14 protein-coding genes are annotated in these 15918 nt (G+C 57.9%); 2 read left to right on the top strand and 12 right to left on the bottom strand.

All coding sequences use genetic code 11. The features are described 5' to 3' along the window. Positions 1–7: 7 nt before the first annotated feature. From MUN82_RS11765 to MUN82_RS11740, 6 genes are all read right to left on the bottom strand, one after another. A complete protein-coding gene (locus MUN82_RS11765) occupies positions 8–1153 on the bottom strand; it encodes a TlpA disulfide reductase family protein (RefSeq protein WP_245090481.1) in 1146 nt (381 codons plus the stop codon). A gap of 72 nt (positions 1154–1225) precedes the next feature. Next, positions 1226–2278, bottom strand: a complete 1053-nt coding sequence (locus tag MUN82_RS11760) for a vWA domain-containing protein (RefSeq protein WP_245090478.1) — start codon at positions 2276–2278, stop codon at positions 1226–1228. A gap of 135 nt (positions 2279–2413) precedes the next feature. Then, positions 2414–3646: a hypothetical protein gene (locus tag MUN82_RS11755; RefSeq protein ID WP_245090475.1), complete on the bottom strand. Its 1233-nt coding sequence runs from the start codon at positions 3644–3646 to the stop codon at positions 2414–2416. Between the two features lie 278 nt (positions 3647–3924). Next, positions 3925–6135, bottom strand: a complete 2211-nt coding sequence (locus MUN82_RS11750) for a T9SS type A sorting domain-containing protein (protein ID WP_245090469.1) — start codon at positions 6133–6135, stop codon at positions 3925–3927. A 617-nt stretch (positions 6136–6752) separates the two neighbouring features. Then, the gene (locus tag MUN82_RS11745) at positions 6753–7670 is read right to left on the bottom strand and encodes a hypothetical protein (protein WP_245090466.1); all 918 of its coding nucleotides are present in this window, start codon (positions 7668–7670) and stop codon (positions 6753–6755) included. Next, the gene (locus MUN82_RS11740) at positions 7663–8565 is read right to left on the bottom strand and encodes a DUF58 domain-containing protein (protein ID WP_245090462.1); all 903 of its coding nucleotides are present in this window, start codon (positions 8563–8565) and stop codon (positions 7663–7665) included. The genes MUN82_RS11745 and MUN82_RS11740 overlap by 8 nt, the downstream gene beginning before the upstream one ends. Positions 8566–8602: 37 nt before the next feature. On the opposite strand from MUN82_RS11740, the gene MUN82_RS11735 reads away from it, so the two are divergent. Then, on the top strand, positions 8603–8977 hold the full coding sequence (locus MUN82_RS11735; protein WP_245090459.1) for a DUF4296 domain-containing protein: 375 nt from the start codon (positions 8603–8605) through the stop codon (positions 8975–8977). A 154-nt stretch (positions 8978–9131) separates the two neighbouring features. Here MUN82_RS11735 and MUN82_RS11730 read toward each other — a convergent pair whose 3' ends face one another. The 6 genes from MUN82_RS11730 to egtB form a co-directional block, all read right to left on the bottom strand. After that, the gene (locus MUN82_RS11730) at positions 9132–9482 is read right to left on the bottom strand and encodes a tRNA-binding protein (protein WP_245090456.1); all 351 of its coding nucleotides are present in this window, start codon (positions 9480–9482) and stop codon (positions 9132–9134) included. A 39-nt stretch (positions 9483–9521) separates the two neighbouring features. After that, entirely contained in the window at positions 9522–10088 is a 567-nt protein-coding gene (locus tag MUN82_RS11725) for a DUF922 domain-containing protein (protein WP_245090453.1), read from the bottom strand. Positions 10089–10314: 226 nt separating this feature from the next. Beyond that, positions 10315–11706 carry an MATE family efflux transporter gene (locus tag MUN82_RS11720; protein ID WP_245090450.1) on the bottom strand — a complete coding sequence of 464 codons (1392 nt, stop codon included), beginning with the start codon at positions 11704–11706 and terminating at the stop codon, positions 10315–10317. A 51-nt stretch (positions 11707–11757) separates the two neighbouring features. Further along, on the bottom strand, positions 11758–12879 hold the full coding sequence (locus MUN82_RS11715) for a pyridoxal phosphate-dependent aminotransferase (protein WP_245090447.1): 1122 nt from the start codon (positions 12877–12879) through the stop codon (positions 11758–11760). 38 nt (positions 12880–12917) lie between these two features. Continuing rightward, positions 12918–13910 carry an L-histidine N(alpha)-methyltransferase gene (gene egtD / locus MUN82_RS11710; RefSeq protein ID WP_245090444.1) on the bottom strand — a complete coding sequence of 331 codons (993 nt, stop codon included), beginning with the start codon at positions 13908–13910 and terminating at the stop codon, positions 12918–12920. A gap of 160 nt (positions 13911–14070) precedes the next feature. Next, complete coding sequence (gene egtB / locus MUN82_RS11705) at positions 14071–15375, bottom strand: ergothioneine biosynthesis protein EgtB (protein WP_245090441.1); 1305 nt, start codon at positions 15373–15375, stop codon at positions 14071–14073. Between the two features lie 269 nt (positions 15376–15644). Between egtB and MUN82_RS11700 the strand changes: the two genes are divergently transcribed. Further along, a complete protein-coding gene (locus tag MUN82_RS11700) occupies positions 15645–15896 on the top strand; it encodes a KGG domain-containing protein (RefSeq protein WP_245090438.1) in 252 nt (83 codons plus the stop codon). Positions 15897–15918 lie beyond the last annotated feature (22 nt).

Below are 15918 nucleotides of genomic sequence, written 5' to 3'. Positions count from 1 at the left end.
CCCCTACCTACTTTACCAACTGTGCAAGTCTCTGTTGCAGCGCTTCGCCCCGCAGATTCATAGCCACGATTTTGCCAGTAGGGTCTACCAGAAAATTCTGCGGAATGGCCCGCACGAAGTAAGATGTAGCAACTGGGCTCTGCCAACCTTTCAGGTCCGAAACCTGCGTCCAGACAAGTTGATCGTCCTGAATGGCTTTCAGCCATTTTGCTCGGTCTTTGGCATCGTCAATAGATACACCCAGAATGTCAAAATTCTTGTTTTTGTAGGCATTGTAAGCCTGTATCACACTCGGATTTTCGGCGCGGCAGGGGCCGCACCAGCTAGCCCAGAAATCAACTAGCACGTATTTACCACGATAATCGTTCAGCGACACTTGCTTACCATCAGGAGTGGGTAGCAGCAGGTCGGGGGCCTGCATTCCTACCTTCAACGCTGGTTCGGCATCTAGTCCCAAGGCTGCCTTGCGCATCCTATTCCGTATATCCGCAGCCTGCGGGCTGTCGCGTAATGCCGGGGAAAGGGTAGCAAGCATGGCCTCGACAAATGCATGGCGGCCCTTGTCATCGCTCACCACACCTAGTTGATCAAGGCTAACCAACGAACTGGGATGGGCTATGATAAACGTAGAATCCAGCCGTGCTTCCTCTTTCAAGGCAACTGCCCGACGCGCCCGCAACCCTTGCTTAAACTCCAGCGACTGTCGTTGCTCGGGCGTGCCGGCCCAAAAGGTTTTCTCCAGTGTGTCAAGTGTCTTATACACAAGTCTCTGCTTGTCCGCAAACAATGCCTGCCACTGCGCAGTGAGCTTACCACCAGTGATGGTAGCGTTCTTAAGAGAATCGGGGCTGGTGAAGGTGAGCGTACCATTTTCGAGGTAAAAACCACCTTTGTAATCCGTTGGCTTTTCGCTGTTTCGACTCAGGTACAGCCAAGCTCTTTTGGGCTCATCTGTCTGGCCTTTCAATTGAAAACTCCCTTTCCGTACCGCTGCCGAGTCTGTTTTTCCACCATAGCGCAAATAGACCTTTGCCGGAGCGTTCAGGCGCTGGTCCAACTGGCCTTTCAACATGAATGAAAGAGGCTTCTCGGGTTTCTGTGCGGCTACTATGCCTGGTGCTAACAGGAGAAGGGGTAGTAGATACTTTTTCATCGGATAATAAGAATAAATGTACAATTCTGTAAGATAGATAGTTATAATAAATGACGTCTAATGCATGCTTACCTAATCTTCCAGCGCGTTGGTCAGGAAGGTATTCTTCAGCCCCAGCCATACCAGCCACAGCAACACGGACCAACCCAAGTAAATACGATAGTAGTCTTTCGTGTTGCGGAAGCGTGTTTGCTTGATTTCGGACTTCTCGTACTGGTTGATGCGGCGAAATACCTGGCGCAGACCGGCGTTGTCGGTGGCGCGGAAGAACTGGCCTTCACCAGCCTGGGCAATCTGGCGCATGGTGGTTTCGTCGAGGCGGGTTTCCACGTAGCGGGTGCGGCCCGCCGGGTCGGTGCCGAAGGGTACGGTGCCGTCGCGGCCCAGGCCGATGGTGTATATTTTCAGGCCATAAGCGTGGGCCAGCTGGGCGGCCGTGAGTGGGTCGAGGCTACCGGCGGTATTCTCACCGTCGGAAAGCAGAATGCACACTTTGGTGCGGCTGCGCGAAGCCCGCAGGCGGTTGGTGGCCACGCCCAACGCCGAGCCGATGGCCGTGCCGTCGTTGGCAATCATGCCCAGGCGCAGGTTGCGCAGCTCGTCGCGCAGTAGGTCGTAATCGGTGGTGAGGGGGGCCAGGGAGTAGGCATCGCCGGCAAACACTACCAGCCCTACCCGGTCGCCGGCGCGGCTATCCACAAACTCGCGGGCCACGCGCTTGGCGGCTTCCAGGCGGTTGGGGCGCAGGTCGCCCAGCTCCATCGAGCCCGACACGTCTAGCACCAGCAGCAAGTCGATGCCCTCGCCGGTTTGCACCACGCGCTCGTCGGTGCGCTGGGGGCGAGCCAAGGCCACTAGGCCAAACATTAGGCTGAGCGCCAAGACTATATCCGGCACAAAGCGTAGCAGCGCCGACCAGTCTTGCCGCACCCTACCCCCCACAAAGGCTACCCCCAGCCGGGCCCGGCGGCGGTAGGCTAGCGCCCAACGCACCACAAACAGCAGCGGCACCAGCGGTAGCAACAGCAGCAGGCGCGGCTCCTGCCAGGTATAACCCGTCAGCGTGGAGTAGCGCAGGGCGTCCAGGAAGGGTGCCAGCAAGCGGTGCCAAAGCTGTTCGAGCATAAAATAAGAAGGGAAGTCTGGGTAGTAAACGGCAAAAGACTTCCGGGCGTGCAGAATACGGCTGTATTCCTTCCGCCACGGAAGTCTTCCAAAGATACTACTCTATCGGTGGCTGCCTGGGCAGACCGTGGGCCGTTAGTGCGAGGCGCTGCTCTCGAAGCCAGCTACCGTGAGGCGCACCGGCCGGGCCGATACCTTGTGCTTGGTCACGCTGCCAAAATCCGTAAGCTTCACTTGGTGCACCTCGCCCAGCGAAGGCACCGCAATGTAGGCAAAGCGCTCCGTGGCTTCCAGCACCGGCTTGTAGGTGTCGGCAGCAGGGGTAGCGGCAATGGCCTGGCCTTCTTTTTTCAGAGTGCCGGTGGCCAGATCGTACACGCGCAGCTTGCCGTCGAGAGTTAGAATCAGCAGGTTGCTGCCCGCCTGATCTACCTTGCACTGAATGGCGTCGGTGCCGGTGTAGATGGGCGTGATTTTGTCGCTGCTCAGGTCGATGAGGTAGGCGCCTTTGGTGGCCACGTAGCCGATAAACTTGTTGGCAGCCTCAGCATAGTAGATGCTGCCGAGGCGGAAAGCGCCAAAATCAGCCGGGTTAGCAATCAGGCGCTGCTCACCCGACTGCTTCACTACCAGCACGCTGCCCGAGGTATTGGCCGACGTGGTGAAGCAGCCGAATACAGCATTCTGCCCATCAGTGGCGTTGCCGTGGATGCTGCCAGTGGTGAGTGTGGAGGCGTGCACGAGGCTGCCCGTACTGCTGACAACGCGCACACTGGTAGGGCTGGCACCGGAGGTAGCGGCGGCCGTAACGGCGTAGTTACCGTTATCGAACTGGGCCATAGCGCCGTGGTGGGGTAGCAGCCCGGCGTTGATAGTCTTAAACTTGGCGCCTGGCGTATGAAAATCGGCGTCGTTGCCGGCGCTGAGAGTACCATCACCGTCGTTGAAAATCAGCGACTCAGTGTTTTTGCTCTTGAAGTGGGTAGGCTTAGGCCCTGTTGCCGTAATGGCAGCCCATTTTGGCGTGCCTTTCACATCCACGTGATCTACGTGCGACTCCAGCCCAGTGTCAAACATCTCTACCAGGTTTTGGCTTTGATACAACACTGCTGCAAAACGTCCCGAAGCTGTGGTGTACAGATTGGCTAGCGGAAACTTTGTGTCGAAAGACGCTACCGAAGCATCGAAGGGGGTAATCTGCGTGAGCTTAGTGGCTTGCTCATCGCTTACCAATACGCGCACATAACGGTGCTCCTGCTCGGTGGCCGCCACATCGGGTGTCGTTTCCGAATCGTTGTCGCACGAAGACAGCGCTGCCGTGGCGAGTACACCTAATAGAAAGGTAGAGGTGGAAAGGTTGAATTTCATAGAAGCAAGCTGCGCTAAATGAAGAATACATGAAACATTGATGCAATATTACTTCAGTTGGAAAGTAATATGCAACTGTGTTTCATGTAATCTTCATTTATTTTTTGTAAAGCGCTGTGCTTGTATGTAGTTGTCAGTTGAGATTCCAGGCCGTGGTCGTACTATCTCAATAAGCTAAACTGGTCATCTATACCGCGTACGTACATCTCCGAGCCAGAAGGTGCGGAGATGTACGGCATAGTTTCAGAGGAGTATTTGCAGTGATTACGCAAGGAGCACTACTCTTTTACAAACTTAAATACACTGCTCTCCTTACCCTCCGCTCGAAGCAAATAGACGCCAGACTTCAGGTTTTTCACACTTAAAACAGGCTGGCTTGGTGCTACGCGCATCTTGCTTACCATCACTTTTCCAGTAAGATCATACACGGTCACGTCAGTAGCTTCGGCTAGTCCGGTAATCGTTAGCTCATCGGTAGTGGGATTCGGGTAGAGCGCAATTCCTGCTTGGCCTACCAAGACCTTCGACTCGTCATTGCTACTTTTACCGGTTACAGTGGGTTTCTTACCCGGGTTAATTGCGAGGCCGTTTGCCTCCCGAATAAGTTGGAAAATATGGTCTGGCCGCACCACCACATAATCGGTGTTGAGAGAGGCTGCCACGTTTTTGAAATTGGTGGGTTTCACATCCGTCCAGGGCTGCGCCTGAATAATCACAAAGCGAGGCGAGTTGCCATCCCAATCGGCTGAGGCAGTAGCAATATGGTCTTTCATGGCTTGCTCGTTCGTACAGTAGTTGCAGGAAAGGGCCATACCAGGTAGCTTCTGCTGGTAGATGGTCAGGCCGCCGCCCGTGTTTTGGCCGGTCAGCCCCAGCAACGAGGGGGCTTTCTCGGCGAAGCTCTGGCCGACATTCTCGTTGATGCCACCACTGATGGTGTTCCAAACCGTGACAACCCGGAAACCCGCCCGCCGATTGTAGTCTTCGGTTTTTGCCACGAACTGGTCTAATGCCTTCTGATTTGGAAAGCTGTTGGGGTAGGCGTACCCATAGCCCGAAGGGCCCGAAATCAGGTTGTCGTTAGCCGTAGCAGTTTTCCAGTAGTAGTTTAGGGCGCCCGGCATGGCATCTAGCATGGCCGGGGAGAGCGTCCAGCCCATCGGCACCGATCCTCGGTCGGGGTTATTCCAGAGCTTGCGCATCAGGTGCTCCACGTATTGCAGGTTGTCGCCATCGCTCAGGATAAAGGCAACGTAAATCTTATTTTGCAGAGCAGGTTTTGGTGGTATAGGCTTTGGGGTTACTTTCCTGGGCATGCCGCTATGCATCGTCAGATTGGTGGCGTAGTCGCTGGCGATGGTGGCAATGCCGTAGCGGGAGGCGCGCTCTACGCCGGGTTGTTCCTCCGGCCACCATCCCATCACGTTCGCGCCTGCTGGCATGGAAGCCAGGAAGTTATTCAGGAGTTCACTCTCACCGGTAACTTTTGGGTCTAGCCAGATAACTGCGGCTCCAAGCGCCGTTGCGTACTCCCGTAGAGAAGATTTGTGAGCATCCGGATTCAGCCCAATCAGCAACCGATGGTCAAGTTTAGGCCAATACTTACTGTAAATGGTCTGATATACTTGTAGTTTGCTGCTAAACTGGCCGCGCAAATCAAGCAAGATGGGCAAGTTGTAGGGGGCAGCCGTGAGCCGAGACACTAATTCTGGTGAGGCGATAAGAGCCTTTTTGTCTTTGGCCAACAAGGTTGCCAGGTTCACGGTGTGAATCTGCGCGGGGTCGTACACGATCAGGCCCGATACCTCGCGCCGATACTTCGTAATCAGGTCCCACTTATCTGCGGGTTCCAACCAGTTCAGCCCCAACGACTCCAGCCAGGTATAAGGGCCTTCCGCAAAAGCGTCGCCTTCGTAGGAAAAGATGCGCGGCTGTTTTTTGTTGATGATGCCTTTCAGCGAAGCAAACAAATACAGTTCGGCAGACGATTGATTTTGCTGCAGGCCAACCCAGTCCACTTTTGTGTAGGAAGTACCGCGCCAAAACACGCGCAATTCCAACGACTGATTGTCTGCCGGCAATGTAAACGGCAGCGTAAAGTTGGTGTAGTCGGAGGCGACCGGGAATTGCCGCCGGGTGAGCGTCCGCGAGGCCAGCGTTTGGCCTGTGGTGGCATTCCGAACGTCAAGGTCTACTATCGAATCGTTGTTAGCGGTATTGTTGTCGACCTTCAAGCGAAACTCGGCCACATTGGGCCCGGCCGGTATGTTGGTGACGTAGGGACCATAGACCATATGCCGGTTAGGCGCGTCAATGCCGGTCTGGCAAAGCCATCCGTCGCCTTCCAAGCGGCCGGTGCCGTGACCAAGCGATGAACCCTCAGCTTCCCAGCGGGAAGTAACCTCGCGCAGATAGATAAGATCCTGTGTTTTGGCCGGTGCTGGGAAAGAAGGAAGCAGTTGATTGGCCGGCCATCTTACTTGACCCATAGAGGGAGAGATGATCATTTGAAGCAGGCACACAAGCACTGCCCCTTTTACTCTTAATGAAGTAATCATACAGGTAGGAGTAGGTTGATAATAGGTTGTGTTTAAGTGAATTGACTATTTGATCGAATATAGAATTCTGGAAATTAAGCTTACTGTCCTAAAGCCGCGTAGCTGCTTGCTAAATTGTTTTAGCAATTCTTTGTGGCATGTCTAACTCGCATATGTGCATATCAACAACCACCGTATAATCAATCCCTTGGAAAAGGAATATGAGTCGCAGTACTCAATAGTGCAGGGAAGTGCGATTCTAAAGTCAATGCTTAAGAGGCCAAAATTTTGTTCAAAATTGTGGCGACCAATTCAACCTCATTTGCGGTGTTGGGTCTGTAATGCACGTTTAAAGACTTATCTCTCTGCTCTGTACGAGCCGGAATGCTCGTCAAGCGCAAACCCTGCTCGCTATAGCCTGAGCGGGTATAGGTGTGTTTTCCGTGCTGGAATTTTACCCACATGTATGGGCGAGCAAGGACTCGCCTAACAACTTCTTCTAGAGACCCAACTCGCCTCGCGCTGTAACTACATCACTAGATGATCAGCAAAGCCGATGCAGATGGCTTCTAAGCGGCCTGCTCGTCGGCTTGGTAGCGCGTCTGCGCAAAGTCACGCAGCAACTCAAACACCAGCGCGCTTTCGGTTTCTTCCTCCATGAGTTGGTTGCCGTAGATCATGCGGTCGGCTAAGTGAAGGGCTTGGGCCACGCGCGAATCGTGGTGATAATGGGCCACTATCTCGCGGGTAGTCAGACTGTTGATGTTGCTGTTCTCGAGGCCGCTGAGGTAGTTTTTCCAGAGTGTGATGGCCCGCTCCATGTTGGTGAGAGAGCGCGACAGCTCAAACCGCTCCACATGGCGGGCGTATTGCGCAAGAAAATACGCGTGGTTCTTGCGCCGCCGGTACCGCTGGTAGCGCCGGCGCAAGCTCTTGCGAAAACCCAACACCACCCCACCCGCCAGCAGCAGCAGCAGCGCCAAGCTCGCTAGCCAGTACGGATAGTTAAAGCGCGTTTCTACAGGAAGCGTCTGCACGTTTGCGCGCAGGGTGGGGGTAGGGGTGCCTGGCTGTAAGGGCGCCGCCGTGCGCGTCAGCCGTACCGAGTCGGGGAGGGTAGGCACCGTGAGCGTGTCGCGGCCGCGCAGCACCAGCACGGGTAGGCGCAACTGCTGTACAGGGTCGAGGGAGAAGGTGCGCAGCAGGTACACGGTGCGGTCGAGGCTGCGGCCCTGGCGGGTGCGGGTAGGCTGGTAGGAACGCCGAATCAGCTCAAACGGCGCAAAATTGGCCGTCGAATCTGGAAAAATTACCTCCAGATTGGGGGCGTGGCGGTACGTCAGCTCGTAGCGAATGGGCTGCCCTACCTGTACTGTGGGCTGCGCAAAGTGGCCTCGCGGTAGTGTGTCGGCGGGAGTTGCTTGCCCGTGCGCCGTGCTGCCAGCCAGCAGCCAGAACAGCCCTACCCAGGCAGCGCGCTTACCCACGGCCACCTCGCTGGTTGCGCCTCCGGAACAGGCTCACCAGCTGCGGCACAAAGTCAGAGTCGGTGGCGATGGATAGAAACTCAGTGCGGTGACGGCGGCAAATCTGCCCAATCTGCTCGCGGTTTTGCTCGTAGGTGGCCCGGTAGCGCGCCCGAAACGCGGCCGAAGACGTGTTGGTCCACACGGTACGGCCGGTTTCCTGGTCAAGCAGCGGAATGATGCCCAGGGGCGGAAACTGCCGCTCGCGTTGGTCCAGTAGCTGCACCACAATCAGGTCGTGCTTGCGGGCCAGCATCGTTAGCTCCCGCTCATAGTTGGTGTCGATAAAGTCCGAAATCAAGAGCACGATGCTGCGGCGCTTTAGCAGCCCTAGCGCTTGCTTGATGCCTTCGGCCACATTGGTCTGGCGCGAGCGGGGCTCCAGGTCAAACAGCCGCTTGATGAGGGCATAAGCGTGCCGAATACCCTTGCCAGGTGCCAAAAACAGCTCTTTCTGGTCAGAAAACGCGAAGATGCCCAGTTGCGCTTCCTGGCGGGCGGCTGCCAGCGCTAGTAGGCCGCAGATGTCGCGGCCCACATCGAGCTTGCGCCTACCTTGGGCGCCTACCTGCTGCGAGGCGCTAACATCAAGGAGCAATAAAACCGACTGCTCGCGTTCTTCCTTGTAGGTCTTTACAAACGTACCGTGGCCTTTGCTGGATACGGCCCAGTCGATGGCCCGCACCTCGTCGCCGTACTGGTAGAGGCGCACATCATCAAACTCCAACCCCGTGCCTTTGAACACCGAGCTGAAATCGCCTTGCAACTGCGCATCGGCCGTTTTGAGAATACGTATCTCCATCTGCCGCAAGCGGCGCACGAGTTGCTGAAAAGGCGTGGCTTCGGGCGTATTCATCACGGCTAAACTACGGGATCTAGCTAACTTTGCTCACGTGAAAACTCTTTTATCCTGCGCTCTGCTGTCTTTGAGCCTGTTATTAGGCAGCTGCGACCGGCCCGAACTGGCCGTGCCGCCCGCCGAGCTGCTCTCCAAAGAGCAAATGCGCGGCATCCTCATCGACCTGCACATTCTGGAAGCGCGCATCGAGTCGGGACGCCTGAGCACCGATTCGGCGCGGGCGCTCTACAACGAACAGCAGCGCTTGGTATTGCAGCAACATCAGGTTACAGACTCGGCCTTTCAGCAGAGCTACCGCTACTACGCTATCCATGACAAAGACCTCGACAAAATCTACGGAGAGATTATCGACAGCCTAGCTGCCCGCGAAAAGAAGCTGGAAGAAGTAAACAGTAAAAGTGCGAAATAGAAAAGCGGTGAATACAGAGCGGTTGTCCTCCTGAGCTTGCGAAGGACCTTCTCACGCGTGAACGACAAGCGAAATGACGACTCGTTCACGCGTGAGAAGGTCCTTCGCAAGCTCAGGAGGACAGACGTTTTGCACATTTACCACCTCACCTCTTCTACAATAAACGGCTGCCATTGGGAACGGGGCTAGCCACTGTGGCTAGCACAATGTGTCCATCGGCATCGGGTGTGCCCGTCACGAGCACCTCGGAGCGAAAGGGGCCGATTTGCTTGGGTGGGAAGTTGACTACGCACCATACCTGGCGGCCTACGAGGTCAGCGGGTTGATAGTGGTGCGTGATCTGGGCGCTGGACCGCTTCAGGCCTATTTCTGGCCCCAGATCAATCAGTAGCTGGTAGGCCGGCTTGCGCGCCTGCGGAAACTCGCGGGCTTCTACAATGGTGCCCACGCGCAGATCAACGCGGGTGAATTCGTCCCAGGAAAGTAGGGTAGGAGATGTTGTCATATGAAGCGCCAAGGTAGCGCTTCATGCAACACCAACGGCTTATTGGGCCAGCGCAAATTGCTCTAACTGCGCTAGCTTTTGCTGCACCTGGGTTTCCCAGAGCTGCTGTTGCTGCTTGTTCAGGCCGTGGTTGGTGGCTTGGTCGTAGCGCGCTTCTTCGCGCTGCCATTCCGCAAACATGGCCTTAGTCAGGTTCTGAAACTTAGGTTGCAGGTGCTGGCAGTCGAACTGCGTTTGGCTCAGCTTCTGGCGCATGCGGCGGGCATATAGCTCCGTAATATCGAAGTGTAGCTGCTCGTGGCGCAGCAGATCGGGGCTGGCCGTGGTAGCTTCCCGCACCCACGACTCGGCAGGCATAAATACAGCCTGCACCTGCGAGGAAAACACGAAGTCCTTGCAGCCTACCTGTACATCAATGTTGCCCGATGTCAGCGCGGCCAGACGGTCGGCAGGGGTAGGCTTGCTCTTGAAATCGGCCCAGGTGAGCTTGCGCTGCGCCGACCACGCAATGACGGCCGGCTTAGGCGGCGTGGTTTGGGTAGGCGCGGAGGCAGGAGAAAAACGACCCAGCAGCAGCGCGGGCAACAGAAACGACAGAAACGACATGGCAGACAGGAATACTACTTCCGTGCCAACGCCAAAAGCAAGTTGTTTAGTTGCGAGGTGGTGAGATGCTGAATGGTGAAAAGTGGTGAGTAAGAAACACGTGTGTCATCCTGAGCGGAGCGAAGGACCTTCTCACGCGTGAACGACGGACGTAATAACGGCTCGTGCTAACGTGACAAGGTCCTTCGCTCCGCTCAGGATGACACACGTGTTTCTTACTCACCACTCAATGCGCCAGTACAATGCGCTCAGGGTTTACGGCTACTGGCGTTTGGAGGCTGTGCTGGCGGAAGCGCCACAGCAGCACGCCCGCCACCAGTGTGAGGCCGGTAAGTAGCCCTATCCATACGCCGGTGGCGCCCCAGCCCATTCCAAAGCCCAGGCCATAGCCTATGGGTAGCGCCACAGCCCAATAGGCCAGCAAGGCCACCACGGAGGGCACTTTCACATCTTCCAGGCCGCGCAACGCGCCCAGTCCTACCACTTGCAAGCCATCGGACACCTGAAATAGTGCGGCAATGAGCAGCAGCCCAGCAGCTTGCTCTACTACCAGCGGCGTGTCGTTGTAGAGGTAGGGGATGAAGCCGCGACCTGCTACTAGTATCAGCCCCATCGTGCTCATGAACACGAAGGTGAGCCAGTAGGCCGTAAAACCCGCTTGCCGGGCGCTGGGGCCGTCGCCCAGGCCGTAGAAGTTGCCTACCCGGATGGTGGCCGCCGCCGCAATGCCACTGGCAGCCATGTAGGTGACGGACGCCACATTGATGGCAATCTGATGCGCGGCCAGCGGCGTGGCGCCTAGCCAGCCAATCATGATGGCCGAGAAGCTGAAGGCACCCATCTCGAACATCATCTGCACCCCAATAGGAGCACCTAGACCTAACAGCCGGCGTAGGGTAGGGGCATCGGGGAGGAACTGGGCGCTGGCGGCCTCGCGGTACGGTTGCAGGCGAGCCGCTCGTAGCACGTAGGCACCCATCAGCACGGCCATCAATACGCGCGCCGTGAGCGTGGCCCAGGCCGAGCCCATCATGCCCATGGGCTCTACCCTGAAATGACCAAAAATCAGCACGTAGCACAAAAAGGCGTTTACCACATTGGCGATAATCGACAGGTACATGGCCTGGCGGGTGAGGCCCAGGCCCTCAGCAAACTGCTTGAACGCCTGAAACAGCATGAGGGGCACATAAGACACAAACAGCACCTGAATCCAGGGGCGGGCTAGGGCCTCCACAGCGGCCGGCTGATGCAGGTGGCGTAGCAGCGGCGTCAGGGCGAAGCCCAACAAAGCCAGTACCAAGCCGGCCGCCAAGCACAGCCACACGCCATTTACCAGCAATCGGCCCAGTGCGGGCACGTCGCGGCGGCCGTTGGCGGCGGCCACCAGCGGTGTAATGCCGAGTGATACGCCCAGGCCCAGTACCAGCCCTACCGTGCTCGTGCTCACGCCCAGCGAAATAGCCGCCAGCGACGTGGCCGCCAAGGCGGGCGGCTCAATGTGGCCTACCATCACGCTGTCGCAGACGTTGACAAGCACGTGGCCCAACTGGCTAAGCACCACCGGGTAGGCCAGTAGCAAGGTGGGTTTGATATGTGGACGGAGCGCAGTGAGAGGCATGACAAAGCAGACAAATGAGCCGGCAAAGGTAGCGTAATGCGCAGGGAGTAGCTACTTGCTGGCTACCGCCGCTAGCGCCGTGCGCAGCCGGCCCAGCGCTTCGGTCAGCACCTCGGGCTCCACGGCGTACGACAGCCGCACAAAGCCTGGCGCGCCGCAGTTGGTGCCGTCTACCACCTCCAGCCCGTGGCGCTTGATATGCGCTACCAGATTCGCTGCCTCTGCTGGCTCAGCCGCGGGCAGGTAGGCGCGCAAGTCGGGGAAGGCGTAGTAGGTACCGGCTGGTGGGGGTAGGGCAGGCACGAGGGGTAGGGTGGCTAAGGCGTGCAGGAGCTGAGCGCGGTTAGGTGCCAGCTGGGCCAGCAGGTCGGCCGCAATGGCATCGGCGGCTTCTACGGCTGCTTGGGCCGCCGCCTGCGCCGGCACAGGCACCGACTTACCGGTAGCAAACTGAATAGCCGCGCAGGTGCGGGCCAGCGCTGGCGGTACTACCAAATAGCCCACACCCCAGCCCACTAGCTCCAGCGACTTCGAGAAGCCATTGAGTACCAGGTGCTGCGCGTGTGGGTCGGGGAAGGACAGCAGGGTAGGCGTGGGCTTCTCGCCGAACTGCACCAAATCGTAGATTTCGTCGGAAAGTACCAGCAGCTCGGGGTGTTGCTGCGTGACTGCCAGCAGCGCCCCTACCTCAGCCCGCGTATACAGGCGCCCCGTGGGGTTGTTAGGATTGGTAAGCAGCAGCAGCCGGGTGCGGGGCGTGAGGGCCTCCGTGAGCTGCGCCGGTGTGAAGGCGTAGTTATTATCGGCAGAAAGCGGCAGCGTACGCACCACTCCGCCCGCTTGTCTAGTCACCTCCCAAAAGCCAAACCACGCGGGCGTGGGCACCAGCACTTCGTCGCCGGGTTGCAGCACGGCTTGTAGCAGCGTGAGCAAACCCGCTTTGCCACCGGGCGTCACCACCACGTGGTCGGGGGTGACGTGGGTGGCGCCGCGGTGCTGGTAACGTGCCGCCAGGGCCTCCCGCAATGCCGGCTGTCCTTCGGCCGCCGGCACGGGTAGGGCCTGGTTGGTACGCAGGGTAGCCATAGCCGCCTCTACCGCCACGGCCGGGGTAGGGTAGGGGCCATAGCCGGAGGCCAGACTGAGCAGAGAAGACGAGGACGTAGCAGACATGGGCAGCAGACGACTGAACGTGAACAGGCAGGCCGCAGCTATTGGGGTGCCAGCACTACATCGGCGAAATACGCCTGCGCATCGGAGAAGGAATGCACCAGCGTGAGCCCAGCCTCGCGGCCTAGCTGCTTGATCTGGGGTAGGGTGAACTTGTAGGAGTTCTCGGTATGAATCATTTCCCAAGCTGCAAACACTACGTGCAAGTCCAGGGCCGTGAACTGCACCGTTTGGGCACGGGTGCTTACCAGAAACGAGCGCACAGCCCCGCTCAGCGGGTCATAGTCGGTGTAGTGTTGCCAGTGTGCCAGGTCGAAATCAGCACCCAACTCGCGGTTCAGACGCGTGAGCAGGTTGAAATTGAACGCCGCCGTCACGCCTTGGGTATCATCATACGCCGCCCGAATCAGGCGCGGGTCTTTTTGCAGGTCGAAGCCGATGAGCAGCCGGTCGTCGGGGGAGAGCGGGCGGGCTACGCTTCGCAGGAAGTCTTGCCGGTCCTCGGGTAGGAAGTTGCCGATGTTGGACCCCAGAAACAGCACGGCCTTGCGTCCCGGCCGGGCGGCCAGCAACGTCAGCGCATCGGCGTAGTCGGCCGTAACGGGCTCTACGATCAGCGCCGGCAACTCATCCGAAAGGCTGGCCACCAAGCCGTCCAGCGCCCCCGTTGAAATATCTACCGGTACATAGGTAAACTGCGCGCCAACCTCGAGTAAATGGCGAAGTAAGATTTTGGTTTTTAGGCCGTCGCCGGCGCCTAGCTCCACCAGAAAAAAGTGCTCATCGGCAGCCGTGGGGCGCAGGGCGTCGGCAATGGCGGCCTGGTGCGTGGTCAGCAGCGCAAACTCAGTGCGGGTAGGGTAGTACTCCGGCAGGGCCATAATCTGCTGAAACAGCCGGCTACCCTCGTCGTCGTAGAAATACATCGACGACAGCATCTTGGGCGTGCGACTCAGGCCATCGACTACGTGCTGGCCCAGGTCGGTGGCTGTTGCCGCTGGCTCGGTGGAGGTAGAAGAGGAGAGGTGGGGCATGAAAGAAAAGGTGTCAGGTGCAGGTTTTATTGTACGGTTGTCAACCTGACGAAGGAAGGGCTTTATGACGGAAGAACAAGTCGTTTGTACGATGGTCGTTCAAACGTGATAAGGTCCTTCCTTTGTCAGGATGACAGCTGTTAGCAGAATGCCAACTAGTTCAGCGGGCCAGGCGAATACCCGTGAACTGCCAGCGCTTGTCGGCGTGGAAGAAATTGCGGTAGGTGGGGCGGATGTGGCTTTCGGGGGTGGCGCACGAGCCACCACGCAGTACCAACTGGTTCACCATAAACTTGCCGTTGTACTCACCCAATGCGCCGGCTGCGCGCTGGTAGCCAGGGTAGGGATGGTAGGGCGAGTAGGTCCACTCCCAGGCGTCGCCGAGGAGCTGGTGGCACTGCGTAGGGTCGGCGTCGGCGGGCAGGGGCTGCGGGTCGAAGAGGCCGCTTTCCAGGAAAGTGCCGGCGGCCGGGTTCGGCTGAAACTGCCGGGCCGCAATTTCCCACTCCTGCTCGGTGGGTAGGCGGTAGCCAGCCCACTGCGCGTAGGCATCGGCCTCGTAGAAGCTAATCTGCGTTACTGGTGCCGCCAGGTTTAGGGGTTGCAGGCCGTGGTGGGTGAAGCGCAGCCACTGCCCGTCTTTCTCCACCCAATACAGGGGCGCATGCCAGCCTTCGCGCTGCACCAGGTCCCAACCCTCGCCTAACCAGTAACGGAAATCTTGGTAGCCGCCGGCTTGGATAAACTCCAGATACTCAGCATTCGTCACCAGTCGGTTTTGTAGCTCAAAATCAGCTACGTAGGTGTCGTGCACAGGCAGTTCGTTGTCGAAGCAAAAGCCGGTGCCCTCGTAGCCTACTCGGTTCATGCCCCCGTTCACGGGTAGCCAGGTAGCGGCCGGGGCCGAGGCAGACGTGGCGCGGTCGGTGGGAGCGGGTAGGTAGGCCGGTGCCAGCGGGCTGGTGCTCAAAATGTACTTGATATCCGTAGCCAACAGCTCCTGGTGCTGCTGCTCGTGCTGCAAGCCCAACTCAAATAGCTCGGCGAAGGCGGCCGGTAGCGTATCGGCCAGGGCCAGCAGCTGCGCCATGTGCGCGTCTACGTGGGCGCGGTAGGCATACACATCGGCTAGGGGCGGGCGCGAAATAGTGCCACGGTCGGCGCGGTTTACGCGGCTGCCCAGCGAATTATAATAAGAGTTGAACAGGTAGGCGTACTCCGGGTGGAAGACCGTGTAGCCCGGTAGGTATTCGCGCAGCAAAAACGTTTCAAAAAACCAGCTCATGTGCGCCAGGTGCCACTTGGGCGGGCTCACATCGAGGGTAGGCTGCACCACCGTGTCCTCGGCCAGCAGCGGGCGACACAGTGCCACCGACTGCTCCCGCACGGCTTGGTAGCGCGTCAGCCAGTTGGCGGTGGAGAGAAAGGTAGGGGCAACAGAAACGGAAGAAGCAGAAGTAGACATAGGCAGCAAAGGTGGCAGATGGCTAATAGGTACGACAAAATGGGTGGAGGCGGACAATAGAGCGGGCGGAAGCCCCGGAAGCTCATCCGTATTTAGCGCAATCGACTGCGGAAACTAACCATACTGTTCAGTATAAACCTTGATTTGCATCGACTAAAGTGTGCCTTTGTAGTATTTCTATCGTCTCTTGTTTCGAGCTCTCTGCCGGTTTGTGCCGGTAGCAGATGTTGTGTTTCATCTTTTCCAACCAATCTAACACATTAAACGCTATGCAAACCAACGCCACTCCAACCTCGCCCTCGCGTCGTCCGGCGCAGCGCCGGGCCACCAAAACGGTTACGAAGAGCCCTCGTGGTTTTGCCGCTATGGATCCTGAGCAGCAGCGCCGTATTGCTAGCGAAGGCGGCAAAGCCTCGCACGCCAGCGGCCGCGGCCACCGCTTCACCTCCGAAGAAGCCCGTGCTGCCGGCCGCAAAGGTGGTATGGCTAGCCGTACGCGTCCATCTACAGCTACTCGCTAGACAGTAAACGGTCTATATTGTA

The sequence above is a fragment of the Hymenobacter aerilatus genome (assembly GCF_022921095.1).
In the GTDB taxonomy this organism is placed as follows: domain Bacteria; phylum Bacteroidota; class Bacteroidia; order Cytophagales; family Hymenobacteraceae; genus Hymenobacter; species Hymenobacter aerilatus.
This window is presented reverse-complemented; position numbering and strand designations above follow the sequence as displayed.

Bases quoted from the DNA above. Each gene is read 5' to 3' on its own strand.
- MUN82_RS11700 (WP_245090438.1), top strand. From the start codon at position 15,645: ATGCAAACCAACGCCACTCCAACCTCGCCCTCGCGTCGTCCGGCGCAG.
- MUN82_RS11715 (WP_245090447.1), bottom strand. From the start codon at position 12,879: ATGTCTGCTACGTCCTCGTCTTCTCTGCTCAGTCTGGCCTCCGGCTAT.
- MUN82_RS11725 (WP_245090453.1), bottom strand. From the start codon at position 10,088: ATGTCGTTTCTGTCGTTTCTGTTGCCCGCGCTGCTGCTGGGTCGTTTT.
- MUN82_RS11750 (WP_245090469.1), bottom strand. From the start codon at position 6,135: ATGGGTCAAGTAAGATGGCCGGCCAATCAACTGCTTCCTTCTTTCCCA.
- egtB (WP_245090441.1), bottom strand. From the start codon at position 15,375: ATGTCTACTTCTGCTTCTTCCGTTTCTGTTGCCCCTACCTTTCTCTCC.
- egtD (WP_245090444.1), bottom strand. From the start codon at position 13,910: ATGCCCCACCTCTCCTCTTCTACCTCCACCGAGCCAGCGGCAACAGCC.
- MUN82_RS11765 (WP_245090481.1), bottom strand. From the start codon at position 1,153: ATGAAAAAGTATCTACTACCCCTTCTCCTGTTAGCACCAGGCATAGTA.
- MUN82_RS11760 (WP_245090478.1), bottom strand. From the start codon at position 2,278: ATGCTCGAACAGCTTTGGCACCGCTTGCTGGCACCCTTCCTGGACGCC.
- MUN82_RS11720 (WP_245090450.1), bottom strand. From the start codon at position 11,706: ATGCCTCTCACTGCGCTCCGTCCACATATCAAACCCACCTTGCTACTG.
- MUN82_RS11740 (WP_245090462.1), bottom strand. From the start codon at position 8,565: ATGAATACGCCCGAAGCCACGCCTTTTCAGCAACTCGTGCGCCGCTTG.
- MUN82_RS11730 (WP_245090456.1), bottom strand. From the start codon at position 9,482: ATGACAACATCTCCTACCCTACTTTCCTGGGACGAATTCACCCGCGTT.
- MUN82_RS11755 (WP_245090475.1), bottom strand. From the start codon at position 3,646: ATGAAATTCAACCTTTCCACCTCTACCTTTCTATTAGGTGTACTCGCC.